This window comes from Paenarthrobacter sp. YJN-D (assembly GCF_015040335.1).
GTDB lineage: Bacteria > Actinomycetota > Actinomycetes > Actinomycetales > Micrococcaceae > Arthrobacter > Arthrobacter nicotinovorans.
On the sequence record NZ_CP053549.1, the window covers coordinates 331,684 to 356,405 of the forward strand.

General features: G+C 63.7%; 21 protein-coding genes. 9 read left to right on the forward strand and 12 right to left on the reverse strand.

Annotated elements, in window-relative coordinates; all coding sequences use genetic code 11:
* Nucleotides 1-101: 101 nt before the first annotated feature.
* The 8 genes from HMI60_RS01550 (at nucleotide 102) to HMI60_RS01585 (ending at nucleotide 11,051) form a co-directional block, all read left to right on the forward strand.
* Nucleotides 102-2,078, forward strand: coding sequence for an APC family permease (locus HMI60_RS01550; protein ID WP_039240785.1), 1,977 nt, complete (start codon nucleotides 102-104; stop codon nucleotides 2,076-2,078).
* Entirely contained in the window at nucleotides 2,075-3,451 is a 1,377-nt protein-coding gene (locus HMI60_RS01555; protein WP_193590420.1) for a class I SAM-dependent RNA methyltransferase, read from the forward strand. The genes HMI60_RS01550 and HMI60_RS01555 overlap by 4 nt, the downstream gene beginning before the upstream one ends.
* Before the next feature lie 230 nt (nucleotides 3,452-3,681).
* Nucleotides 3,682-6,489 (forward strand): aconitate hydratase, encoded by a 2,808-nt coding sequence (locus HMI60_RS01560; protein WP_018778678.1) that lies wholly within the window; start codon nucleotides 3,682-3,684, stop codon nucleotides 6,487-6,489.
* Between the two features lie 178 nt (nucleotides 6,490-6,667).
* Nucleotides 6,668-8,641, forward strand: coding sequence for a 1-deoxy-D-xylulose-5-phosphate synthase (gene dxs, locus HMI60_RS01565; protein WP_018778677.1), 1,974 nt, complete (start codon nucleotides 6,668-6,670; stop codon nucleotides 8,639-8,641).
* Complete coding sequence (locus tag HMI60_RS01570; protein ID WP_039240787.1) at nucleotides 8,638-9,207, forward strand: DUF402 domain-containing protein; 570 nt, start codon at nucleotides 8,638-8,640, stop codon at nucleotides 9,205-9,207. The genes dxs and HMI60_RS01570 overlap by 4 nt, the downstream gene beginning before the upstream one ends.
* Nucleotides 9,204-9,764: a hypothetical protein gene (locus HMI60_RS01575; RefSeq protein WP_039240788.1), complete on the forward strand. Its 561-nt coding sequence runs from the start codon at nucleotides 9,204-9,206 to the stop codon at nucleotides 9,762-9,764. The genes HMI60_RS01570 and HMI60_RS01575 overlap by 4 nt, the downstream gene beginning before the upstream one ends.
* 30 nt (nucleotides 9,765-9,794) lie before the next feature.
* A complete protein-coding gene (locus HMI60_RS01580; protein ID WP_018778674.1) occupies nucleotides 9,795-10,019 on the forward strand; it encodes a hypothetical protein in 225 nt (74 codons plus the stop codon).
* 54 nt (nucleotides 10,020-10,073) lie between these two features.
* Nucleotides 10,074-11,051, forward strand: coding sequence for an aldo/keto reductase (locus HMI60_RS01585; protein ID WP_193590421.1), 978 nt, complete (start codon nucleotides 10,074-10,076; stop codon nucleotides 11,049-11,051).
* An 81-nt stretch (nucleotides 11,052-11,132) separates the two neighbouring features.
* Here HMI60_RS01585 and HMI60_RS01590 read toward each other — a convergent pair whose 3' ends face one another.
* The 9 genes from HMI60_RS01590 to HMI60_RS01630 all read right to left on the reverse strand — a co-directional run bounded on the left by HMI60_RS01590 (nucleotide 11,133) and on the right by HMI60_RS01630 (nucleotide 21,203).
* On the reverse strand, nucleotides 11,133-13,277 hold the full coding sequence (locus HMI60_RS01590) for a 3-hydroxyacyl-CoA dehydrogenase NAD-binding domain-containing protein (protein WP_193590422.1): 2,145 nt from the start codon (nucleotides 13,275-13,277) through the stop codon (nucleotides 11,133-11,135).
* On the reverse strand, nucleotides 13,274-14,554 hold the full coding sequence (locus HMI60_RS01595) for an acetyl-CoA C-acyltransferase (protein ID WP_193590423.1): 1,281 nt from the start codon (nucleotides 14,552-14,554) through the stop codon (nucleotides 13,274-13,276). Before HMI60_RS01595 ends, HMI60_RS01590 begins: the two co-directional genes overlap by 4 nt.
* A gap of 189 nt (nucleotides 14,555-14,743) precedes the next feature.
* Nucleotides 14,744-16,084: an HRDC domain-containing protein gene (locus tag HMI60_RS01600; protein ID WP_018778670.1), complete on the reverse strand. Its 1,341-nt coding sequence runs from the start codon at nucleotides 16,082-16,084 to the stop codon at nucleotides 14,744-14,746.
* Between the two features lie 80 nt (nucleotides 16,085-16,164).
* Nucleotides 16,165-16,821, reverse strand: coding sequence for a DUF3000 domain-containing protein (locus HMI60_RS01605; protein WP_026267289.1), 657 nt, complete (start codon nucleotides 16,819-16,821; stop codon nucleotides 16,165-16,167).
* Between the two features lie 71 nt (nucleotides 16,822-16,892).
* A complete protein-coding gene (locus tag HMI60_RS01610; protein ID WP_193591110.1) occupies nucleotides 16,893-17,966 on the reverse strand; it encodes a low specificity L-threonine aldolase in 1,074 nt (357 codons plus the stop codon).
* 43 nt (nucleotides 17,967-18,009) lie between these two features.
* Nucleotides 18,010-18,735 carry an SDR family oxidoreductase gene (locus tag HMI60_RS01615; protein ID WP_193590424.1) on the reverse strand — a complete coding sequence of 242 codons (726 nt, stop codon included), beginning with the start codon at nucleotides 18,733-18,735 and terminating at the stop codon, nucleotides 18,010-18,012.
* Nucleotides 18,735-20,102 carry a DUF6421 family protein gene (locus tag HMI60_RS01620; RefSeq protein ID WP_055977681.1) on the reverse strand — a complete coding sequence of 456 codons (1,368 nt, stop codon included), beginning with the start codon at nucleotides 20,100-20,102 and terminating at the stop codon, nucleotides 18,735-18,737. The genes HMI60_RS01615 and HMI60_RS01620 overlap by 1 nt, the downstream gene beginning before the upstream one ends.
* 154 nt (nucleotides 20,103-20,256) lie before the next feature.
* Complete coding sequence (gene msrB / locus HMI60_RS01625; RefSeq protein ID WP_039240800.1) at nucleotides 20,257-20,697, reverse strand: peptide-methionine (R)-S-oxide reductase MsrB; 441 nt, start codon at nucleotides 20,695-20,697, stop codon at nucleotides 20,257-20,259.
* Nucleotides 20,698-20,711: 14 nt separating this feature from the next.
* Nucleotides 20,712-21,203, reverse strand: a complete 492-nt coding sequence (locus HMI60_RS01630; RefSeq protein WP_018778664.1) for a hypothetical protein — start codon at nucleotides 21,201-21,203, stop codon at nucleotides 20,712-20,714.
* 119 nt (nucleotides 21,204-21,322) lie between these two features.
* On the opposite strand from HMI60_RS01630, the gene HMI60_RS01635 reads away from it, so the two are divergent.
* Nucleotides 21,323-22,606 (forward strand): S9 family peptidase, encoded by a 1,284-nt coding sequence (locus tag HMI60_RS01635; protein WP_193590425.1) that lies wholly within the window; start codon nucleotides 21,323-21,325, stop codon nucleotides 22,604-22,606.
* 3 nt (nucleotides 22,607-22,609) lie between these two features.
* Here the strand turns inward: HMI60_RS01635 and ybaK are convergent, their stop codons facing one another.
* The 3 genes from ybaK to HMI60_RS01650 are packed head-to-tail and all read right to left on the reverse strand — an operon-like array spanning nucleotide 22,610 to nucleotide 24,550.
* Nucleotides 22,610-23,107 (reverse strand): Cys-tRNA(Pro) deacylase, encoded by a 498-nt coding sequence (gene ybaK, locus HMI60_RS01640; RefSeq protein ID WP_039240802.1) that lies wholly within the window; start codon nucleotides 23,105-23,107, stop codon nucleotides 22,610-22,612.
* Nucleotides 23,108-23,125: 18 nt separating this feature from the next.
* Nucleotides 23,126-23,584: a SufE family protein gene (locus tag HMI60_RS01645; protein WP_018778661.1), complete on the reverse strand. Its 459-nt coding sequence runs from the start codon at nucleotides 23,582-23,584 to the stop codon at nucleotides 23,126-23,128.
* Nucleotides 23,585-23,623: 39 nt separating this feature from the next.
* The gene (locus HMI60_RS01650) at nucleotides 23,624-24,550 is read right to left on the reverse strand and encodes a sulfurtransferase (RefSeq protein ID WP_018778660.1); all 927 of its coding nucleotides are present in this window, start codon (nucleotides 24,548-24,550) and stop codon (nucleotides 23,624-23,626) included.
* Nucleotides 24,551-24,722 lie beyond the last annotated feature (172 nt).

Sequence of the window (24,722 nt, forward strand, 5' to 3'; positions counted from 1 at the left end):
GTGTGTTGTCCCTGCCGCTCGGTATGACTTTACCGTCGCCGGCTGGCTAAGCACGCCTTCGTCGTCATGACATCGCAGGGTATTCAGAGTAGCTTTGCGGAGTGCTGACAATTTTGAATGCCGCGAAGCGGGTGCTGGTGGGCCGGCCTGTCCGGAACGACCGCCTGTCCCACACGCTGTTGCCCAAACGCATCGCATTGCCGATCTTCGCCTCGGACGCCCTGTCGTCGGTGGCGTACGCCCCGGATGAAATCCTGCTTACGCTCGCCTTGGCCGGGGTCAGCGCCGTGGCGTTCTCGCCCCTGGTTGGCCTCGCCGTCATGGTGGTGTTGCTCACAGTGGTGGCCTCGTACCGCCAAAACGTCCATGCCTACCCGTCCGGTGGCGGCGACTATGAGATCGCGAACGTCAACCTCGGCAAGTATGCGGGCCTTACGGTTGCGTCGGCCCTGCTGGTTGACTACGTCCTCACCGTCGCGGTGTCCATGTCCTCGGCTGCGACGTACCTGACCACCGCCATCCCCTCGCTCCACGGCCAGCAGGCGTTGATCGCCACCATAGGTGTCACCATCCTTGCGTTGGTCAACCTGCGGGGAATCAAGGAAGCCGGCACGGTCTTCGCCATTCCTACCTACATCTTCATGGCGTCCATCCTGGGCATGACGGCTGTTGGAATCTTCCAGGCGGCGACCGGACAGCTGGGGGAGGCCCCGTCAGCCAACTTCACAATCGTTCCCGCGCCCGGATTCGATGAAGGCCTGGTGGGACTTGCCGGCGCCTTCCTGCTGCTTCGGGCCTTCTCCTCGGGAGCCGCGGCCCTCACCGGCGTCGAAGCCATCAGCAACGGCGTACCCAACTTCAAGAAGCCCAAGAGCAAGAATGCAGCGACGACGCTGCTGCTCCTGGGTGTCATTGCCGCTTCGATGCTGGCTGGAATCCTCTACCTGGCCAATGCCACGAAGGTGCACATCGTCCTGGACCCGGCAAAGGAGTTCCTGGTGGACGGCAAGCCGCTTCCCGAGGGCTACATCCAAACCCCGGCCATCAGCCAGATCGCCGATACGATCTTCGGCTCCGGCTCCATCCTCTTCTACATCGTCGTTGCAGCCACCGGCATCATCCTGGTGTTTGCCTCCAACACCGCCTTCAACGGATTTCCCGTACTGGGCTCCATCCTGGCGCAGGACGGCTATCTTCCGCGCCAGTTGCGGACCAGGGGTGACAGGTTGGCGTTCAGCAACGGTGTCCTGGCCTTGGCAGCCGGGGCGTTGGTGCTCATCCTCGCGTTCAACGCCGATGTCACCAAGCTGATCCAGCTTTACATCGTGGGCGTCTTCATCTCCTTCACCGCAAGCCAGTTGGGCATGATCCGCCACTGGGGCCGTGAGCTGAAGCTGGCCAAGGACAAGGTTGTCCGGCGGCGCATCATCAAATCCCGCACCATCAACATGATGGGCTTCGGGATGACTGCGCTGGTGCTGGTGATTGTCCTCATCACAAAGTTTGAACAGGGTGCCTGGATCGCCCTGCTCGCGATGTTCATCCTCTTCCTCATCATGTGGAGCATCCGGGCCCACTATGACAATGTCGCCAAGGAACTCGCAGTCGACGAAGACTCCTCTCCCCGCGCACTCCCTACCCGGGTCCACGCCGTACTTCTCGTCTCGCACGTGCGCAAACCGGTCCTGAGGGCGCTGGCCTATGCCCGCGCATCAAGGCCATCACGTTTGGACGCCGTGACCGTGGACATCAACTCCGAAGAGACGGAGCACACCGTCAGGGACTGGGAAAAACTGGAAATTCCCGTTCCCTTGACCGTTTTGGCCAGCCCCTACCGTGAAACTGTCACGCCCATCATGGATTACATCAAAACCATGCGCCGGGACTCTCCACGCGACCTCATCGTCGTGTACATCCCGGAGTATGTGGTGGGCAAGTGGTGGGAACAGCTGGTCCACAACCAGACAGCACTCAGAATCAAGACGAGGCTCCACTTTGAACCCGGAGTCATGGTTGCCAGCGTTCCGTGGCAACTGAAGTCGTCAGAAGAAGCAAAGGCACTGCAGGATACCCAATGACCCCCCACAGCAATCCGCCCCGCACGGGGCACAGCGACACCCACGGAGCCCAGGCAGCGGACGGTGATGAACTCGTCGTCAGCGTCGGTCCGATCGCCCACGGCGGGCATTTCGTCGCACGTCACGAGGGCCGCGTTATTTTCGTCCGGCATGCCATCCCCGGTGAGAAGGTCCGCGTCCGGTTGACCGACTCGGGTGACTCGTCGCGCTTCTGGCGCGCCGACGTCGTGGAGGTCCTGGACGCTTCGCCCGACCGCGTTCCGCACTTTTGGAAGGCGGCGGATTCCCTGGCGTCCTGGAACCGGGGTGCCCCTCCGGTCGGCGGCGCCGAACTGGGGCACATCTCGCTCGAGCGGCAGCGTGGCCTGAAAGCAGAGGTTCTCGCCGAACAGCTGAAACGGCTCGCCGGCCTGGATCTCACCACCGAGGTGGAGGCAGTCGGCGGGAACCACGACGACGGACTCGGCTGGCGTACGCGCGCCAGCTTCGCGGTGACCTCCAACGGACGCTTGGGCATGCATGCCCACCGCTCGGACATGGTGCTTCCGGTCAAGGAAATGCCGTTGGCCCTCCAGGGGATCAACGACCTCCGGCTTTGGGACATTGACCTTTCCGGCATAGCCCGCGTGGAGGTCGCTGTCCCAGCCAACGGTTCCAGGCCCCTGATCCTCCTGGCTCCGGAGGAAGGCACCAGCCCCAAACGCTTGCACAGCATCGTCTCCCAACTGCCAAGCGACGTCTCCGTGGCGGGATTCGATCCCATCAAGGGCGAGGTCCAGCAACTGCGGGGGAGGACCTGGGTCCAGGAGAGTGCCGCAGGCCACGACTACCGGGTAACAGGAGAGGGTTTCTGGCAAATCCATAAGGACGCACCGGACACCCTGGTTGGAGCTGTGACGGACTATCTTTCCCGCGGCGGGTATCTGGAGCCCGGTGCGGCTGTCGCCGATCTCTACGCCGGCGCCGGGCTGTTTACGGCCCCTCTGGCGGACGCCGTAGGGATCACTGGTTCGGTCCTCTCTGTCGAGGGCTCGCCGGGCACCAGCCGGGACGCCCGCAAGAACCTCCATGGGGCGCCCCAGGTGGAAATAGTCCAGGGCCGCGTGGAGCGGGTCCTGCACCAGCGGTCCCGCAGCTTCGACTCCTTGGTGCTGGATCCGCCCAGGGCCGGCGCAGGCAAAACCGTGGTCAAGCAATTGATGGCCACCGGCCCGCGTGCAATCGCCTATGTGTCCTGCGATCCCGCTTCCTTTGCGCGTGATCTGGGTTACTTCCATCAGGGTGGATGGCGGCTGGAGTCGCTGCGGGCTTTTGATCTCTACCCCAACACCCACCATCTCGAAACGGTTGGCCTGATCGTTCCGGCCGCCTAGCTGGGCCGGTCCCCGTCCGCGCGAGACTGCGGACGGGGCGGCTTTGGCGGATGGCTGCCCGTGGCGGAGACAATGCCACTACGATGGGCGTAGTAGTCCCGCTCCGCAGGAATGAACACCCCCGGGGTGGGGTGACCAACAGAGATGCCGCCCGGCTAAGTAAGGTCCACCTAACTGGCTAGCGGCCAACCACGCGACAAAGATGAAACTGTTGCGAGAGGAGTCCTGCCATGAGCACTGTGGACAGCTTCGGTTCCAAAGGCGTACTGAATGTAGCCGGCACCGACTATGAAATTTTCCGGTTGAACTCCGTAGAGGGCGCAGACAGCCTTCCGTTCAGCCTCAAGGTATTGCTTGAAAACCTCCTGCGGACTGAGGATGGCGCCAATATAACGGCTGACCATGTCCGCGCCCTGGCCGGTTGGGATCCCAACGCGGAGCCCGACACGGAAATCCAGTTCACCCCGGCACGTGTCATCATGCAGGACTTCACTGGCGTTCCCTGCGTTGTTGACCTGGCCACCATGCGTGAAGCCGTCAAGGAACTTGGCGGCGACCCCAAGCGCGTCAACCCGTTGGCGCCTGCGGAAATGGTTATCGACCACTCCGTCCAGATCGACGCGTTCGGTAACTCGGGCGCGCTGGAACGCAACATGGAGATCGAGTACCAGCGCAATGGTGAGCGCTACCAGTTCCTTCGCTGGGGCCAGACCGCGTTCGACGACTTCAAGGTCGTTCCCCCGGGAACCGGTATTGTCCACCAGGTCAACATCGAGTACCTGGCACGCACCGTGATGACCCGCGAGGTTGACGGCGTCGTCCGTGCCTACCCCGACACCTGTGTGGGCACTGACTCCCACACGACCATGGTCAACGGCCTTGGCATCCTGGGTTGGGGCGTCGGTGGCATCGAAGCCGAGGCAGCAATGCTCGGCCAGCCGGTCTCCATGCTCATTCCGCGTGTTGTCGGCTTCAAGCTCAACGGCAGCATTCCGGCCGGCGCAACCGCTACGGACGTCGTCCTGACCATCACCGAAATGCTGCGCAAGCACGGTGTTGTGGGCAAGTTCGTCGAGTTCTACGGCGAAGGCGTTGCGGCTGTGCCGCTGGCCAACCGCGCCACCATCGGCAACATGAGCCCGGAATTCGGTTCCACGGCCGCCATGTTCCCGATCGACGACGTCACCTTGGACTACCTGCGCCTGACGGGCCGCTCAGAAGAGAACGTCGCCCTGGTGGAGGCGTACACCAAAGAGCAGGGCCTCTGGCACGACCCGTCCCGCGAACTGCGTTTCTCAGAGTTCCTCGAGCTGGACCTCTCCACCGTTGTTCCGTCGATCTCCGGCCCGAAGCGTCCCCAGGACCGCATCGAGCTCACGGATGCCAAGGAGCAGTTCCGCAAGGACATCCACAACTACGTCTCCATCGAAGACGGCAGCGTGGACGAGGCCTTGGACGAATCCTTCCCCGCTTCCGATTCGCCGTCCTTCACGCACGCCGACTCGCACACCACGGAGACGGCACGCGTTGCGTCCGCCGCCAATGGTGCGAACGGCCGTCCGTCGTCGCCGGTTCACGTGAAGACCGCTGACGGACGCGAATTCGAACTGGACCACGGCGCAGTGTCGATCGCCTCGATCACGTCCTGCACCAACACGTCCAACCCTTCCGTCATGCTGGCTGCCGCCCTCCTGGCACGCAACGCCGTGGACAAGGGCCTCACCTCCAAGCCGTGGGTCAAGACGTCCGTCGCCCCCGGCTCCAAGGTGGTCACGGACTACTACGAAAAGTCCGGCCTGACCCCGTACCTCGAGAAGCTCGGCTTCTACATCGTGGGTTACGGCTGCGCCACGTGCATCGGCAACTCCGGCCCGCTTGAGCCGGAAATCTCCGAAGCAATCCAGGCCAACGACCTCTCCGTGACGGCAGTCCTCTCGGGCAACCGCAACTTCGAAGGCCGCATCAACCCGGACGTAAAGATGAACTACCTGGCTTCGCCGCCGCTGGTCATCGCTTACGCACTGGCTGGTTCCATGGACTTCGACTTCGACACCGATGCCCTGGGCACCGACTCCGAAGGCAACGAGGTGTTCCTGAAGGACATCTGGCCGAACCCGACCGAGGTGCAGGAAGTCATTGACTCCTCCATCGACGAGGCCATGTTCGCCAAGGGTTATGAAGGCGTCTTCGACGGCGACGACCGCTGGAAGGCACTCGACACCCCTGCCGGTGACACCTTCGCCTGGGCCGAGGACTCCACCTACGTGCGGAAGCCCCCATACTTCGAGGGCATGAAGGCGCAGCCGGATCCCGTCAAGGACATCTCGGGTGCCCGCGTGCTCCTGAAGCTTGGCGATTCCGTCACCACGGACCACATCTCCCCGGCCGGCTCCTTCAAGTCGGACACCCCCGCCGGCCAGTACCTCCTGGCCAACGGTGTGGAGCGCAAGGACTTCAACTCCTACGGCTCACGCCGTGGCAACCACGAAGTCATGATCCGCGGTACCTTCGCCAACATCCGCATCAAGAACCAGCTCCTGGACGGCGTCGAAGGTGGCTTCACCCGCGACTTCAGCCAGGAAGGCGCACCGCAGGCCTACGTCTACGACGCCGCCCAGAACTACCAGGCTGCGGGAACGCCGCTGGTTGTCCTGGCAGGCAAGGAATACGGTTCCGGTTCGTCCCGTGACTGGGCAGCCAAGGGCACTGCGCTCCTGGGTGTCAAGGCAGTCATCGCCGAGAGCTACGAGCGCATCCACCGCTCCAACCTGATCGGCATGGGTGTCCTTCCGCTCCAGTTCCCGGCCGGCGAGTCGGCTGCGACGCTGGGCCTGACCGGTACGGAAACCTTTGCAGTTGAGGGCGTCACCGAGCTGAACAACGGCACCACGCCGAAGACGCTCAAGGTCACGGCAACGGCTGAGGACGGCACGTCCAAGTCCTTCGACGCTGTCCTGCGTATCGATACCCCGGGCGAAGCAGACTACTACCGCAACGGTGGCATCCTGCAGTACGTTCTGCGTCAGATCTCCGCATAACGTAATCCGGCTGGTTTCAGCCGATTACGGTGCCATGCAGCCCCGGCTGGTCGATTGACCGGCCGGGGCTGCTGGCGTCCGGGATAATTCCGCCCCGCCGAAGCGGTGGCCGGGGGAACGCGCGGCACCGGGCACGCGCTAAAGTTAACGAGCACGTCATTCACCCTAAGGAGGGCCGTTGGGACTTTTGGAAACCGTCAAGGATCCACAGGACCTGGCCAAACTGTCCGGCAAAGAGCTGGAAGAATTGGCTGGCGAAATCAGGAAGTTCCTGATCACCAACGTCGCCGCGACAGGCGGCCACCTCGGTCCGAACCTGGGCGTGGTTGAACTTACCCTTGCAGTCCACCGGATGTTCGATTCGCCGCGCGACAGCATCGTCTTTGATACCGGCCACCAGTCCTATGTCCATAAACTTCTGACGGGTCGCCAGGACTTCAGTACCCTCCGTCAACAGGGTGGGCTCTCCGGCTACCCGGAGCGGGCCGAGTCCGAACACGACATCGTGGAAAGCTCCCACGCCTCGTCGTCCTTGTCCTGGGCCGACGGAATCTCCCGCGCCCGCCAGCTCACCGGTGAAGGTGACCGGTTCGTCGTCGCGGTTGTCGGCGATGGTGCGCTGACAGGTGGCATGACATGGGAGGCCATCAACAATATTGCCGCTGACAAGCGGCGACGCGTCGTGATCGTGGTCAACGACAACGGACGTTCCTACGCGCCCACTGTCGGTGGTTTTGCCGACTACCTTGCCTCGTTGCGCCCCACGATCGATTCGCTCCGCACTGCCCCCGCGTACGAGCGGATGCTCGACTGGTGGAAGAAGAAGCTGCAGAACGGCGGCCCGGCCGGCCAGTTCACCTACAAGAGCCTGCACGCCATGAAGAAGGGCATCAAGGACTGGTGGGCCCCGCAGGGCATGTTCGAGGACCTGGGGATGAAGTACATCGGCCCCGTCGACGGACACAACCTCCAGGCCATGGAGCATGCCCTCAACACGGCGAAAGCCTACGGCGGGCCTGTCATTGTGCATGCCATGACCGAGAAGGGGCACGGGTACGCACCCGCCCTCGCCAACGAGGCGGACCAGTTCCACGCCGTGGGCATCATCGACCCCGAAACAGGGGAGTCCACTGAAATCCCCGGTGCCAGGTCGTGGACCTCGGTGTTCGCCGAGGAGATCGCGGACATTGCTGACGAGCGCGAGGACATCGTCGGCATCACCGGCGCCATGCTCATCCCGGTTGGGCTGCATAAGTTCGCTGAGCGCCACCCTGAACGCGTCATCGATGTCGGCATCGCCGAGCAACATGCCCTGACCTCGGCCGCAGGAATGGCCTTCGGCGGCCTGCACCCTGTGGTTGCCGTGTACGCAACCTTCCTGAACCGTGCCTTCGACCAGCTCCTTATGGACGTTGCGTTGCACAAAGCCGGTGTCACCATTGTCCTGGACCGCGCCGGAGTGACCGGACCGGACGGGCCCAGCCACCACGGCATGTGGGATATGGCCATGGTCCAGATTGTTCCTGGCCTCCATTTGGCTGCCCCCCGCGATGCCACCCGGCTCCGCGAAGAACTCCGTGAGGCTGTTGCCATCAACGATGCTCCCACCGTTGTGCGCTTCTCCAAGGGCAGTGTCGGTTCCGAAGTTGAAGCCATCGAACGGCTCCACGACGGCGTGGACATCCTTGCGCGCAGGCCTGCAGGCTCCACTGAGAACGACGTCCTGATCGTCAGCGTAGGTGCGATGTCCGAGTTGGCCTTGGACGTGGCCGACCGCCTGGGCGCCCAAGGCATCAGTTCAACAGTGGTGGATCCGCGGTGGGTCCTTCCGGTCCGGAAATCAATCATCGCCCTTGCAGCCCGTCACCGCCTGGTGATCTGCATCGAGGACGGCGTACGCGCCGGTGGCGTTGGTTCCCGCATCCGCCAGGAAATGCGTGCAGCCGGCGTGGATACTGCCCTGAACGAGGTCGGCTTGCCGGTGGAGTTCCTGGTGCACGGTTCCCGGAGCCAGGTGCTGGAACGCGTCGGGCTCACCGCGCAAAAGATAACGCACGACGTCGTTGCCCAGGTTTTGGGGACCAAGGTCCCCTTTGCACGCCCCCTCCCGGGTCAGGAGCACCCCACTACAGGCAGCTTGCCCACCCTGTGAGGGACGATCGCGGACCGGGCGCCCTGCAGCCTGGAGACCTTGTTGTGGCGCGGAACAGGAAGTGGGACGGCACCGCCCACTGGGTTGTTCCCGGCCGTTATCTTGGTGAGGACATTTACGGCTGGTGGATATTCCAGGGCGCAGGGGAGTTCTGTTCCCGCCCGGGGGCAGCGTTCTACACCGCTTCTGATGCCATCTTGCTTGTACCCAGGACAGGCGAGTACGTGGCAACGTTCTACGATGACAGCTACCCGGGCGACTTCCGCATTTATGTGGACCTGGCCACCGCCCACGCCTGGACTCCCATCAAAGCCGGTGTGACCGAGTTCCACATGATCGACATGGACCTGGACGTCATCCGTTCCACCACGCACGGGGTGTTTGTTGATGATGAGGACGAGTTCGAGGAACACCGGGCAGCCATGGGCTATCCGGGACAAACAGTGGACGCCATGCGTACCGAATGCGCAGCGCTATACGAAGCAGTGGACACCATGAAACCACCGTTCGACGTTCTGGGGTCCAACAGTCCCAGCGCCGAGTGGTTCAGGAAAGGACGCGCATGACCGGGATTATCCGGACGTACAAGACAGACGACGAGGGTGTACTGCACTTTCGCGAAGCCTGGTACGACGACGAAGACCAGCAGTTCGTGGTTAACCACGGGGTAGTTGGCCACCAGAGCAAGACCAACGAAACCGGAGTGGATGACGAGTCCGCTGTCGAAGGTTTGATGACCGCCTTTGCCGCCCAATGCGAGGAAGACGGCTACGCCGAGATTCCCGAGTCCGAGCAGTTCTGGGTGGTGGCGCAGATTGCGCTGAAGACCAAGGACGGCACAGAACGCGACCGCCATCTGGAAAGGAAGGCGAAAGCGGCCCTTACCGGCGAACTGGCGTGGCGTGGACTGGGGATCGTGGACCGCTCTGAGATCGGCAACGGCCACCTCAACATCTTTTGCCTGTGCCCGGATGTCAACAAAGCCGTCAACGCCATCAAGATCTGTGTCCGGGGCGAAGACCTGGACTTCACGAAGCTCACCGTGGCTGCCGCGCCCCATGGAGATCCCGCAGCGTTCAAGGTGAAGCACTCGCCGAAGCAAGGTATGGGCTTTAGTCTCTAAGTAACACCCAATGCACGAGGAGGGAACCCCATGTCGTCCAAGAGCAACTGGCCCGGACATACACCTTTGCCCAAGGGCCTGGCAGCACCGGCCAAGCGCGCACTGGCCCATCAGGGCATAGAAACATTGGAGCAGCTGGCCGAGTACGGTGAGGGCCAGGTTTCCAAGCTCCACGGCATGGGTCCAGTGGCCATCGCCCAGCTTGAGGATGCCATGGAGGAATCGGGAATCACCTACGGTACTGCCGGCGGCTAGGGTTTTGTTGCCCGGGGTGACTATCTTCCCGTGGGAGCGGGATAGGGTGAATTCATGACTGAATACCGACGCCTTGGCCATTCCGGACTGACCGTCTCAGCTGTAGGGCTGGGCTGCAACAACCTGGGGCGTGCCAATACGCCCACGGAGTCCCAGGAAGGCACTGACGCAGTTGTCCGCGCCGCCGTTGAAGCAGGGGTGACGTTCTTCGACGTCGCCGATGTCTACGGACGTGAGCCGGGGCTCAGCGAAACCATGCTGGGAAAGGCTCTGAAGGGCCGCCGGGACGATGTCGTGATCGGCACGAAGTTCGGCATGGACATGCGCGGGGTGAACGGCAGTGACTTCGATGCCCGTGGTTCGCGGCGGTACATCGTCAAGGCCGTCGAAGCCTCCCTGCGCCGGCTGGACACTGACTGGATCGACCTTTACCAGTTCCACACGCCTGATCCCCGGACGCCGATTGAGGAAACCCTGGCTGCCCTGGATGACCTGGTCTCCAGCGGCAAAGTCCGTTACATCGGGCATTCCAACTTTGCCGGCTGGCAAATAGCGCAGGCCGAGTATGTGGGACGCGAATCAGGTGGTGTCCGCTTCATTTCCACGCAGAACCACTACAACCTGCTGGACCGCCGCGCCGAGCTCGAAGTCCTGCCCGCGGCACAGGCGTTCTCCCTGGGCGTGTTGCCGTACTTCCCCCTCGCCAACGGGCTGCTCACGGGAAAGTATTCGGCGGGCAAGGCGCCGGAGGGCTCCAGGCTGAGCCATACACGGACCAACCTGGTGCACGACGCCGACTGGGAGCAGCTGGGCCGCTTCGGCCAGTTCGCCAAGGAGCGCGGCATCAGCGAGTTGCAGTTGGCTTTCTCCTGGCTCGCTGCCCAACCCGGAGTCAGCAGCGTTATCGCTGGTGCGACGCGGCCCGAACAGATCCGCGAGAATGCTGAAGCGGTCTGCTGGGTACCGACGCAGGAAGACCGTGACGAGCTGGACGACATCTTCCCGAAGTCGCCCAAGGTGGCGCTCTTCTGATCCGAAACAGAAGAGGCCGGCCCCGGAGCAACTGCTCCGCGGCCGGCCTGTTTTACTGTTTGGCCTGTTCCACTCCTTGGATTAGGCCGGTGCGGAAGCTACGCCAGGCGCCAGGAAGCGCTTGCCGTTGACCCGCTCGGAGGCACCCACCCGGTCCAGGTAAGGGGTGATGCCGCCCAGGAACATTGGCCATCCCGCACCCATGATGACGCACAGGTCGATGTCCTCGGGGCCGGCCACGACGCCCTCTTCGAGCATGAGCCCGATTTCTTCGGCCAGGGCATCCTGAGTGCGGCGAAGCACTTCTTCCCCGGTGGAGGGGGTGTTGCCGAACGACATGATGGCCAGCGTCTCAGCGGGAATGACCGGTTTCCCATCGGATCCCGGGACCCACAAGGACTTCACGCCGTTGTCGATCAGTTTTTGCAGGTTCTGCGAAACCGGGAAGCGGTCCCCGAATGCCGTGTGCAAGGATTCCTGGACGTGCTGGGCCACCGGAAGCCCCACCATGGCGCTGAGGGTGAACGGGGACATGGGCAAGCCCATCGGACGCAGTGCGGTATCGGCAACCTCTGCCGGGGTTCCCTCGTCGAACGCTGCGATGACCTCGCCCATGAGGCGAAGCAGGATGCGGTTCACAACAAAGGCGGCCGCGTCCTTGACCAGCACTGCGGTCTTCTTTAGTCCCTTGGCCAGTTCGAAGGCTGTAGCGAGGACAGCGTCGTCGGTCTTCGGTGCCTTCACGATCTCAAGAAGGGGCATGACGGCCACCGGGTTGAAGAAGTGGAAGCCGACCAGGCGCTCCGGGTGCTTCAGGTCTTCGGCCATGGCGGTCACGGACAGCGACGATGTATTGGTCGCCAAAATGCACTCCGGGGAGACAATTTCTTCCACCTCTGCGAAGACCTGCTTCTTGATATGCAGTTCTTCGAAGACGGCTTCAATCACGAAATCGGCGTCGGCAAAGGCTTCCTTGGAGACGGAGCCTGTGACCAGGGCTTTGGTCCTGTTCGCGGCGTCAGGCTTGATCCGCTTCTTCGCCAGCATTTTGTCCACCTCGGAGTGGACGTACGCTACTCCCTTGTCCACGCGCGCCTGGTCGATGTCCGTCATGACCACGGGGACCTTCAGCTGCCGCGCGAACAGCAATGCCAACTGGCTGGCCATGAGGCCCGCACCCACGACGCCGATCTTGGTGACAGGACGTGCCAACTTGCGGTCCGGGGCTCCGGCCGGGCGCTTGGAACGCTTCTGCACCAGGTCCAGGAAGGCGTACACGGTGGAACGGAACTCATCGGTCTGCATGAGGCCGGCGAGGGTTTCGCATTCGAGCTCTGCCGACTCCTGCTGCGTCATGGTCCTGTTGGCTTCCATGACGTCCAGTACCTTGGCCGGTGCAGGCGAGGCGTTGGAGGTTTTGGCCTCAACGAAGGCACGTCCTGCCGCGACCGCAGCGGCCCAGCGGGCGGCCACCGCAGCATCGCTTGCGTCAACGGCGTTCTTGCGCTCCGGCGCCTCTTCACCTGAGATGACGCGTGCAGCCCAGGCCAGGGACTGTTCCACGAAGTCGGCGGGCTCAAAGATGGCGTCGGCTATTCCCAGCTCGTAGGCCTGCGGCCCGGTGAGCGTCCTGTTGTTGCTCAGCGGGTTCTCGATCATCACCTTGACCGCATTCTCCGGCCCGATCAGGCGCGGGAGGATGTAGACGCCGCCCCATCCCGGGACCAGGCCGATGAAGGCTTCCGGAAGCGCCAGCGCGCCGGCACCCGTGGAGACGGTTCTGTACGTGGACTGGAGGGCGATCTCCAGGCCACCGCCGAGGGCCAGGCCGTTGATGAACGTGAAACTCGGGACGCCGAGATCGGCCAAGGTTGCGTAGACGGCGTGCCCGAGCTGGGCCATCCAGAGACCGTGTTCGCGCTCCTTGAGGGTTTTCACGGCCGAGAGGTCGGCGCCGGCAACCAGGAAATACGGCTTGCCTGTGACACCGACACCCACAATTTCGCCCCGCGAGGCCCGTTCTTTGAGACCGTCAAGGACGCGGCCGAGCTCAACCAGCGTGTTGGGTCCCAGCGTGGTGGGCTTGGAATGGTCCAAACCGTTATCCAGGGTGATGAGGGCAAAGGTCCCCACTCCGCCGGGGAGCTGGATGTCCTGGACGTAGGAGTGTGTGACGACCTCGTCGGGGAACAGTGCGGCGAGCTTCTGGAATTCTGCGGCGCTCATGCGGCGGCTCCTTCAGTGGGGGCGGTGGTTGCGGTCGTGACCGGCTCAGGGGTGGACGATGCGTAGTCGGCGTGGTGGGGGTTCTCCCAGATCACCGTTGCGCCCATTCCCAGGCCGATGCACATGGTGGTGATGCCGTAGCGGACGGACGGGTCCTCTTCGAACTGGCGCGCGAGCTGGTTCATCAGCCTGACGCCCGAGGAAGCCAGCGGATGTCCGACGGCGATCGCCCCGCCATAGCGGTTGACGCGCGGGTCGTCATCGGCAATCCCGAAGTGGTCCAGGAAGCTCAGTACCTGGACGGCGAATGCCTCGTTGATTTCGAACAGTCCGATGTCCTCGATGCCCAGCCCGGCGTTCTTCAGGGCCTTCTCGGTGGCCGGGACAGGGCCGATGCCCATGACTTCGGGCTCGACGCCGGCGAAAGCATAGGACACGAGGCGCATTTTGACGGAAAGCCCGAGTTCCTCGGCGGCTTCCGCTGAGGCCAGGACGGCGGCCGTGGCCCCGTCGTTCAACCCTGCTGCATTTCCCGCAGTGACGCGGCCGTGTGCGCGGAACGGAGTGCGCAGTTCAGCCAGGTCCTCAACGGTGGTGCCTGGACGCGGCGGTTCGTCCGTGGTGTGCAGCGCCCATCCCTGACCGGGTTTCATGGTGGCGACGGGCACGAGGTCATGCTGGATCTGTTCGTTGCTGTAGGCGGCGGCCAGCTTGGCCTGCGAGGCTGCTGCGTAAGCGTCCGTCCGGTCCTTGGTGATCGCCGGGAAGCGGTCGTGCAGGTTTTCGGCGGTGTTGCCCATGTTCAAGGCTGCAGGGTCAACCAGTCGCTCGGACATGAAACGCGGGTTGGGGTCCGCGCCCGCGCCCATGGGGTGGTTGCCCATGTGTTCCACGCCGCCTGCGATGACGACGTCGTAGGCGCCGAAGCCGATGCCGCTCGCCGTCGTCGTTACCGCGGTCATGGCACCTGCGCACATGCGGTCGATGGCGAAGCCGGGAACGGAACGGGGGAGGCCGGCCAGGAGGGCCGCCGTGCGGCCGATGGTCAGGCCTTGATCTCCGGTCTGGGTGGTGGCGGCGATGGCTACTTCGTCGACGCGCTCCGCGGGAAGCGAGGGGTTTCGCCTCATGAGTTCGCGGATGCATTTCACTACCAGGTCATCGGCGCGGGTCCCGGCGTAGATACCCTTTTCGCCAGCTTTGCCAAAAGGCGTGCGGACACCGTCCACGAAGACGACGTCCCGGACGTTGCGCTGGGCAGTGCGTGATGGACTCATGTATTTACTCCTCGTTGAGACATGGCACCGTGTCCCGCGGGGCGGGGTCCGGTTGGCATTACTGCAATGTTACTCATGGGTAACTTAGCGTGCAAGGCCATGGGCTTCTGCCCGCCGCATCCGGCACGCAAATGGCCCGCCGCCACGAACGTACGTTCGGGCAACGGGCCATTGCGACGGCGGTGACCACTAGGAGTCCTTGGACTGCTGTGCTTCGTTGGCCTTGGATTCCTTGGTTGGCAGCGGGCTCGGGTTTAAGCAGGCCTCGGTCAGGATGGGGGCGGCGATGGCGATTTGCCACTCCCTTGCGCCAAGCGTCCGAAGTTCCTGCGAAACGGTCTCCAGCGATACGTCCGTTGGTGGCCGCCAGGCTATGCGCCTGAGGTAGTCCGGAGTCAGCAGGTTCTCCACGGGCAAGTTGAGTTCGTCAGCCTTGGCTTGGAGGGCCGGCCTTGCCGTGGCCAGCCGCGCTGCTGCCTCCGGGTCCCGGTCTGCCCAGACCCGGGGAGGCGGCGGGGCATTTGTGGGCAGATGCAGCGGAGGAAGGTCCGTCATGGATCTGGCGTTCGTGATGCAGCGCAGCCATCGGGGAGCTTCCCGTTGCGCTGACCTGCCGTGGAACCCCTTTGTGGCCAGAAGCTGGGGGACGGTGGTTGGCATGGCCTTGGCAGCGGCCACCAGGGCTGAATCAGGGATGAGCCGGCCAGGTGCGACGTCGCGCTTGCGGGCCAGCTGGTCGCGTTCCTGCCACAGTTCCCGGACGGCGGCCAGCTGGCGGCGGTCACGGATCTGATGGAGACCGGAGGTCTTACGCCATGGTTCGACCCTGGGTGCCGGGACACCTGCGGCGAGGATGCCGGCGAATTCCTGTTCGGCGTACTCCAGCTTGCCGTCGGCCTCCAGGAGTTCAATAAGTTCTTCGCGCAGCTCGGCGAGGACTTCGACGTCGAGCGCTGCGTACCGCAACCAGGGTTCGGGCAGTGGCCGAGTCGACCAGTCAGCGGCAGAGTGTTCTTTGGCGAGACCGAAACCGAGCAGTTGTTCGATAACAGCCGCCAGGCCGACGCGGGGGAGCCCTGCGAGCCGCGCCGCGAGTTCAGTATCGAACAGCTTGTCCGGCCACATGCCGAGCTCGGACAGGCAAGGCAGGTCCTGGGTGGCGGCGTGAAGGATCCATTCCACCCCGCGCAGGGCGTCGTTGACGATGTCCAGGTTGTCGAACGGTTCGGGGTCGATGAGCCAGGTCCCGGCTCCTTCGCGACGGATCTGTACCAGGAAGGCACGCTGGCCGTAGCGGAACCCGGAAGCCCGCTCGGCATCGACGCCGGCAGGTCCGGTGCCGGCTGCTATTGCGGCTGCGCATCGTTCAAGTCCGGCAGGTGTGTCGATGACCAGGGGTACGCCCTCGCGTGGGGTGTCGAGATCAATGACTTCAGGGACGTGGCTGTCAAAGCCGTCAACCTTGATGTGGGTGGTGGGATCAGCAACCGGATCGCCGGCTGTGGTGTTTTCCAGGTTTTCAGGGGTCATGGTGGCTTAAGCTTACCGATTTGTCGCGTAACGGGGCGCTTTTGCCTTCGCCAGCGCAGCGGTTACGGCGCGGGTGGCCGTCAATTGCGCCTCCTGTTGGGCAGGCCGGTGACCCCGGGTGGCAGTGGAGGCAGTCCGGCGAAAGTGCACACCATGTCGGACCAGGCTTCCAGATGCGATTGGACATCCGCGCCGTCAGGCGTCCAGGAGGCCCGGAGTTCTATGTCGATGGTGTCGGGCCGCTCAGCCAGGGTGCCGAAGCTTTCGGAAAGGATCCGGGTAGCAGTGCCGCCGGCAGCCCGGTAAGGGGCTGAACGGTGTTCCAGGGCTTCGACGAGCCACGTCCAGGCCACGGAACCGAGCATGGAGTCGTTGCCCATTTCCGCATCCATTTGGGCCCGGATATACGTGACGATCCTGAACTCGCCCTCCCACACGGCCGATCCGTCCGGATCGTAGAGCAGGATGAAGCGGCCTGTGGCCAGTTCGTCCTCGTCTTCGCTGGAGGGGCTGCCGGCCTGGCTCTTGGCAAAGGCCTTGGCTGCCGGTCCATGCACGGGAACCTGGCGGGTGGCGGCGGTGGGGCTGAAGACTTCAGCGCCCAAGGCCACTGCATAAGGGGCCAAACGTGCGGGGGCGGGGATCTCATCAAGCCGCAACTCGCTGCGGCACTGGGCTTTTCGTAGCGTTCCCAAGGCGAAGAGAAAGTCCTGGGGAACTTGTGCGAGGGCGTTCACACTCGCAGATTATGCGTCCGGGGCGGCGAACCTGTGCAGGCTCGCCGCCCCGGACGGCAGGCGTATCAGCGTTACGCCAGTTCCTGCTTGATCGCCGCAACGAAGGTGTCGATGTCTTCTTCGGTGGTGTCGAACGAGCACATCCAGCGGACCTCGCGCCGGGCGGCATCCCAATCGTAGAACGCGAAGGACTTCCGCAGGCGGTCGGCAGCGCCTTCCGGGAGGATGGCGAAGACGCCGTTGGACTGCGTCGCCTGGGTGGGCTCGACGCCGTCGATCCCTTCAACGGCACTCCGCAGGCGGGTGGCCATGGCGTTGGCGTGAGCCGCGGACCGCAGCCACAGCCCGTCCTCCAGGAGTGCGATGAACTGGGCGGAGATGAAGCGCATCTTCGAAGCCAGCTGCATGTTCATCTTCCGCAGGAACTTCAGGCCGTCGGCGGCTTCAGGGTTGAGGGCCACCACCACTTCGCCGAAGAGCAGACCGTTCTTGGTCCCTCCGAATGAGAGGATGTCCACGCCGGCGTCGCGGGTAAATGCACGCAAGGGAACGTCCATGTGGGCAGCGGCGTTTGCCAGCCGCGCGCCGTCCATGTGCAGCTTCATGCCCTTGGAGTGGGCGTGGTCGGCAATGGCGCGAACTTCTTCAGGCGTGTAGCAGGTGCCGAGTTCCGTTGTCTGCGTGATGGAAACAACCAGGGGTTGTGCACGGTGCTCGTCGCCCCAGCCCCAGGCCTCACGATCGATGAGCTCCGGGGTGAGTTTTCCGTCCTCAGTGGGGACCTGCAGGAGCTTGATCCCGCCGATACGTTCCGGGGCCCCGTTCTCGTCCATGTTGATGTGTGCGGTGGAGGCGCAGATGACGGCCCCCCAGCGCGGCAGCAGCGACTGCAGCGACAGGACATTGGCGCCGGTGCCGTTGAAAACCGGGAAGGTCTCGATGCCTTCGCCGAACTGCTGCTCCAGGACGGCCTGCAGCCGGGCCGTGTACACGTCCTCGCCATAGGAAACCTGGTGTCCACCGTTGGCGGCCGCCAAGGCCGCAAGGATCTCCGGGTGCACGCCTGAGTAGTTGTCGGAAGCAAAACCCCTCACCGTGGGGTCGTGCAGCCGGCTGCCCTCGGAAATGTGGCCCGTGCTGGGCATTGCCTCTGTTGTGCTCGTCACTTGTTCATTCACGCTTTCAAGTCTATTTGGCCAGCAGGATCCGCTGGCCGTTCAGGATGGAGGCAGGTTGATCGAAAAGGCCGACGGCGGCAGCGGCCAGTTCTTCGACGTCGGTATGTCCGGGGAACCGCCGTTCGGGATGTGCGCGCCTCATGGTTTCGTCCACGAGCGCCTTGACCACGAACACCACGGCGGCACTGTGCTGTCCGCTGGTGTCTGTGTCGACGGACTGGGCGCGCCGGAAGCCGTCAGCCACCGCAAGCGTCCAAGCTTCTGCAGCGGCCTTCGCAGCAGCGTAACTGGCTGCGGCCGCGGTTGGGCTGGATACCGCGGTTGACGACACCATGGCGAACCGGCCATGTGGCGACGCTTCGAGTTGGCTGTAGAACACCCTGGTCACGTTCCGCAGCGTGGTAACCGCGCTGTGTTCCAGCGCCTCCCAATCAGCATCCGTCTGGTCTTCGATGCCCTTGGCCCCGCGCCAACCACCGACGAGGTGGATTACTCCGTCGACGCCCCCAAAGCCGCGGTCCGCGATCATCGAAGCCAGCCCACGAACGGATTCCAGGTCGCCGAGATCGCACACGAGGGGAGTCACAGCGCCGCCGGCCTCCAGCGCGGCCGCCTCGATCCGGGTCTGGTCCGAACCAACAGTCAGGACCCGGTGGCCGGCGGTGGACAAGGCCCGGGCGGCAGCGACGCCCGAAGCGCCGCTGCCGCCCGTTACCAAAACTGTCAGTGGGGACATCAGGCCGCCGTGGCGCCCGTGATGCCGGTGGTGGATTCGATGACGGGACGCATCTTCTTCTCCAAGGCTTCGTAGAACATGGACAGGGGGAACTCATCGTCCAGGACCTGATCGGTCAGCCCGCGGGGGGCGCCGTCCAAGGGCAGGGCGTCCGGGCCCTTTGCCCAGACCGAAGCCGGGTGCGGGGTGACGGTGCTTGAGATCAGCTCATAGGCGGCCAGCCAGTGGGCAGCCTTGGGACGATCAATGGAACGCCAGTATAGTTCCTCGATTTTGGCGCCGAGTTCAACCACGACAGCTGCTGCGTCATCCCAGTCGATGGAGAGCTTGCTGTCGGTCCAGTGGAGTACGTGGTGCTGGTGCATCCAGGCGAACAGGAGCTGCCCGCCCAGGCCGTCGTAGTTGCGGACGCGGTTGCCGGTGATGGCGAAGCGGAAGATCCGGTCGAAGATGACTGCGTACTGGACAAGCTTTGCGTGCTTGCGGGCATCGGGGTCGGCGTTCTCGTCCTTTTCGATCAGGACGGATTCGCGGAAGGCGGTCAGGTCGCAGCGCAGTTCTTCAAGGGAGTAGAGGAAGAAGGGCATCCGCTGCTTGATCATGAACGGATCAAACGGAAGGTCGCCGCGCATGTGGGTGCGGTCGTGGATCAGGTCCCACATGACGAACGTTCGCTGGGTGAGCTCCTGGTCCTCGATCAGCTGGGCCGCGTCCTCGGGCAGTTCCAGAGAGGTTGTTTCCGCGGCAGCCTTGAGCACCCGGCGGAAGCGGGCGGCCTCGCGGTCGGCGAAGATGGCTCCCCACGTGAACGTGGGTGTCTCGCGCACCGCCACGGTCTCCGGGAAGAGCACTGCGGAGTTGGTGTCATAGCCGGGGGTGAAGTCAACGAACCGGATGGGGACGAAGAGCTTGTTGGAGTACTCCCCGGCCTCCAGGCCGTCAATGAATTCCGGCCAGATAACCTCGATGAGTACAGCCTCGACCAAGCGGTTGGTGCTGCCGTTCTGCGTGTACATGGGGAAGACCACCAGATGCTGGAGGCCGTCGATGCGCTGCTTCTGTGGTTGGAAAGCCTGGAGGGAATCCAGGAAGTCCGGGACGCCGAAGCCGTTGCCGGCCCAACGCTTGAAGTCCTCCACGAGCAGCGCCAGGTACTGGGCGTCGTGATCGAAGCTGGGGGCGAGGGCCGTGATGGACTTGGTGATGGTGGCTACGAGCCTTGCCGCCTCATCGTGGACAGAGGGATCGGCGATGGATCCGTCCTGCTCCTGGTACCCCTGGAGGGACGTGGCAGCGGCTTTGAGGGCTACCCATTCAGCGTTGTCGGCGGTGACACGCGGGAGGGTGGCGATGGCGGTGGTGGTCATGGTGCTCGGCCCTTTCCGAAGTTGTTATTGCTTCTGGGCCGAGCGTAGCAAGCGAATAGCATCGCTAATTCAAGAATGGACTGAGCATAAGAAACTCTTGCTCATAGCCCCCGAACTTGGACCTTTAGATCCAGTTCGGGGGACACAGAGCCGCCTACCGCTCTTCCGGGTCGACCAGACGGAGCGATACGGAGTTGATGCAGAACCGCTGGTCCGTCGGCGTGCCATAACCCTCGCCCTCGAAAACGTGTCCCAGGTGCGAATCACAGTTGGCACACCGTACTTCCACCCGGTCCATGCCCATGGTGCGGTCATGGAGGTACCTGACAGTACCTTCGGCCAACGGCGCCCAGAAGGACGGCCACCCGCAGTGCGAGTCAAACTTCTCCTTGCTGGTGAACAACTCGCTGCCGCAGGCCCGGCACTGGTAGACACCCTCGGTGTGCGTGTCCCAGTATTCGCCCGTATACGGGCGCTCAGTGCCGGCCTGGCGCAGCACGCGGTATTCCTCAGGGGTCAACTCCTCGCGCCACTGGGCATCGCTCTTCTCCAGGGGCACAGAAGGTGTCTTGCTGATGTTTTCAGGAGTGTTCATGTCTTATGCAACGCTCACGAGTCGCCGATAAATCCCGAACCCGCGTACAAGTGGAGCACCGGAAGCCCCAACTGGTCCTGGGCCTTGTTGGCCCAATCCGTGTGGAGCGTGTCAGAGATGGCATGGGGCCGGGTAATGACCACTGCCTGCGCCGCATCCACCTCCCGGACCTTGGCCACCAAGCCGTCGACAGCACCGCCGTCGACGATTTCGCCGGTAACACCGCCACCCAGGCCTTCCAGCGCTGCCAGGGAAGTCGACAACGTCACCGCGGCTTCCGCACGCTCAGCCGCTGGATCCGGCGACTGGGCAGTAAGTTCCCGGAACGCCTTCGCCACATCAAGCAACGAAAGGTTCTCGAGGAAATCCACCAAGAGGTGGCGCTCAGTATTGGCAGGAACCAGCACTACCAACGGCGCGTCCCCGCCGTCGATCAGTTTGGCGATGTTCACGCGGTCGTCGGGGCCAAGGGGCTCTTCAGTCAGGATGACTATGGGATCACTCATGGCTACAGCGTAGTCCCGGGGAACGGCGTCCGCAGGGTTTCCGCGCCCGATTCGGCCCAACCTTCGCCGCGCGGGCCCAGCCTGCGCCAGCCCACGCCGACTCACGGCAAAATGTAACCATGGCATCAATGACAAGGCCAGCGAGCGACGCTGCTGAGAAAAAACTGTCCCCCCGCACCAAGTGGGCCATTGGAGGTTTCCTTGCCGGCGCCACCATTGCGGGACTTGTCGGCGCCGGTTCCTCTGCGCTCGCCGTCTACTTTGCCCGCCGGGTCATCACGCCCGCCGCACGGCACGAGGACCAGGAAGTCCTGGCCGTCATCCGGGGAGACAACGGCCTGCAGGTCATCCTGGCTGCCACGCCCGACTCGACCATCGACGGCGTCTTCAGCCTGTTCTTCTCAGGTGGAAAGGGACACGCCAGGATAGGCCGGATCGTCTCCTACCTGCCCGCCGAACAGACCGTCCTCCGGGAAGTCGAGGAGGTCTACAGCGGCGATCTTTCGGAAGCACGCCGGGCGTGGTGGAGCGGCGCTACCTACCCCGATCCGTCCGCGATCGGCCTTGCGGCCGAAGATGTTGAGATCGACGTCGACGGCGGAAAGGCGCCTGCGTGGTTGATCCGCGCCGATGCCTCGTCGCCGGCGCCGGTCTGGGCGATCATGGTCCATGGCCGGGGAGCCACCCGGCTCGAAGGTCTCCGGGCAGTCCGCACCGCCCGGGACCTTGGCCTGGACAGCCTGCTCATCTCCTACCGGAACGACGGACTGGCACCTTCCGCCCTGGACGGCCGCTACGGTCTGGGCTCCACGGAATGGCGTGACGTGGAGTCAGCGATCGAATACGCCTTGGAGAACGGCGCACGTGAAGTGGTGCTTTTCGGTTGGTCCATGGGCGGTGCAATCAGCCTGCAGACTGCGGACCTTTCCAAATACCGGCAAGTCATCAGGGCCTTGGTTTTGGATGCTCCGGTGATCAACTGGGTGGACGTCATGGCCCACCACGCCGAAATGAACAGGATCCCCTATACCGTGGGGCGTTACGGGCAACTGATGCTGGGCCATCCCCTGGGACGCAGGCTGACTGGGCTCGCAGCACCCGTGGACCTCAAAGCAATGGACTGGGACAGCCGCGCCGTTGAGTTGCGCACTCCAACGTTGCTGATCCACAGTGTGGACGACGACTACGTTCCTTTCGGGCCCTCGGCCAGTCTCGCCGAAAAGAACCCCGAGATGGTGACATTCGAGCCGTTCCACGGTGCCCGCCACACCAAGGAATGGAACGTCGATCCGGAGCGTTGGGAGCGGCTGGTGCGCTCCTGGCTCCAAGCCCAACTCGCACCCCGGAGGAACCCGGGCCAATCGGGCGAAGCCGGCGGTGCTGCCGCGGGGCCCGCAGCCTGAGGGTCAGTTGCTTCCCGTGCCGATCGGCCCGGTGACGCCGTTGGTAAGCCGCAGCAGGTCCGCAGGCGCAAGCTCTATATCCAGGCCCCGACGGCCACCGGAGACCAGGATGGTGTCAAAAGCCAGCGCTGATTCGTCCAGGACCGTGGGGGAGGGCTGGCGTTGCCCCAGCGGTGATATACCGCCCAGGACGTAGCCAGTGCGGCGTTCAGCAGCTTTCGGATCTGCCATCGCCGCTTTCTTGGATCCGAGGGCCGCAGCTGCGGCCTTCAGGTCCAGGTTCCCGGACACGGGGACAATGGCAACGGCCAACTTGCCTTCCACCTCCACCATCAGCGTCTTGAAGACACGGTCGGGATCAATGCCCAGGACCTCCGCCGCTTCCAGCCCGTAGCTGCTTGCAGCGGGATCATGCGCGTAGGGGTGCAGGACGAAGGGAACGCCGGCCGCAGCGAGTGCTGCTGTTGCCGGCGTTCCCTGTGAAGCCATTTTCCTTGCCATACCGAGTGGCGTTGCCTTTCAGTGTTCCAAACGGCTTGCGGCCGCAACCTTCCGCTTGATGCGGCCGAGCATCGCCGTCATTCCTCGCATCCGCAAGGGCGTGATCGCCCGGGTCAGGCCCAGGAGCTCGGGCATGTCGTCAGGCACCGCAAGGATCTCCTTGGCAGTCAGTCCGTCCAGCCCCTCATGCAGCACCCCTGCGAAACCCCGGGTAGTCGGTGCTTCCGGCGGCGCTTTGAAGAAGAGACGGTATGAACGCTCGCCGTCGGCGTTCTTCTCTGACTCAATCGTCAGGAACAGCGGGGACTGGCATTCCACGACTTGCTCCAGCAGTTCCGGGTGGTCCTTCAGACGCTCCGGCAGCTCAGGCAGGCCTCTGGAGAACTCCAGGAGGAGCTGGAGGCGGTCAGGTTCCGTCAACGCCTGGAAGTCGTCAACAATTTCCGCCAGGGCGGTGGGCAAGGTGTTCGTACTCATCTCTTCCAGCTTACGCACAAAGGTGCTGAGAGCGCGGTACTAGCTGTGGACCAAGGCGGAGGGAACTGTACCCCGTTCGGCTCCCTTGACGATGGGAACCCGCACTGCGTTGCCCCACTCGGTCCACGAGCCGTCGTAGTTGCGCACTGTGTCGAAGCCCAGAAGGTACTTCAGGGCGAACCAGGTGTGGCTGGACCGCTCGCCGATGCGGCAGTACGCCACGACATCGTCGCCCGGCTTCAGCCCCGCCTCGCCCAGGTAGAGGGCCTCAAGTTCTTCGCGGCTGCGGTAGGTGCCGTCTTCCGCTGCAGCCCGGGCCCACGGAATTGAGGCGGCCGTGGGAATGTGGCCGCCACGCAAGGCGCCCTCTTCGGGGTAGGCAGGCATGTGGGTGCGCTGGCCGGTGTATTCCTCGGGGGAGCGGACGTCGATCAAGGGGTTGCCCAAATGTGCCAGGACATCCTCCTTGAATGCCCGGATGGGAGCGTCGTCGCGCTCGACCTCGGGGTATTCGCCCGCAGCAGGCCGGGAGACCTCAGTGGTCAGCTCGCGGCCCTCGGCGATCCATTTGTCGCGTCCGCCATCAAGGAGGCGGACATCCTGGTGGCCGAACAACGTGAAGACCCACAGGGCGTAGGCAGCCCACCAGTTGGACTTGTCGCCGTAGATCACCACAGTGCTGTCGCGCGAGATGCCCTTGGAAGCGGCGAGGGCAGCGAAGGCTGCCCCGTCGACGTAGTCCCGGGTGACTTCATCGTTCAGGTCGGTGTGCCAGTCGATCTTGACTGCTCCCGGGATGTGCCCGGTTTCGTACAGCAGGACGTCCTCGTCGGACTCGACCAGCACCAACTTGCCGTCGGCTACAGCGCCGTCAGCAATTGCTGCCGCGAGCCAGTCGGTGGAAACGAGGCGTTCAGGGTTCGCGTAAGAGGCAAACTTTTCGTTTTGTTCAACGGGGTAGGACATGATGGCCTTTCACTGACAACGGACGGAGCCAGGCCGTGGAAGGTGGTGCAGGTGCGGGCCCGGCCTGCTTCAACACTAACCACGGGCTGCGCGGATTGCTTCCCGGTGGTCATACGGTGAAACATGGGCTTGGTCACGTGTCAGTTACCGTGGCGTCCGTTGCCGGTATTCT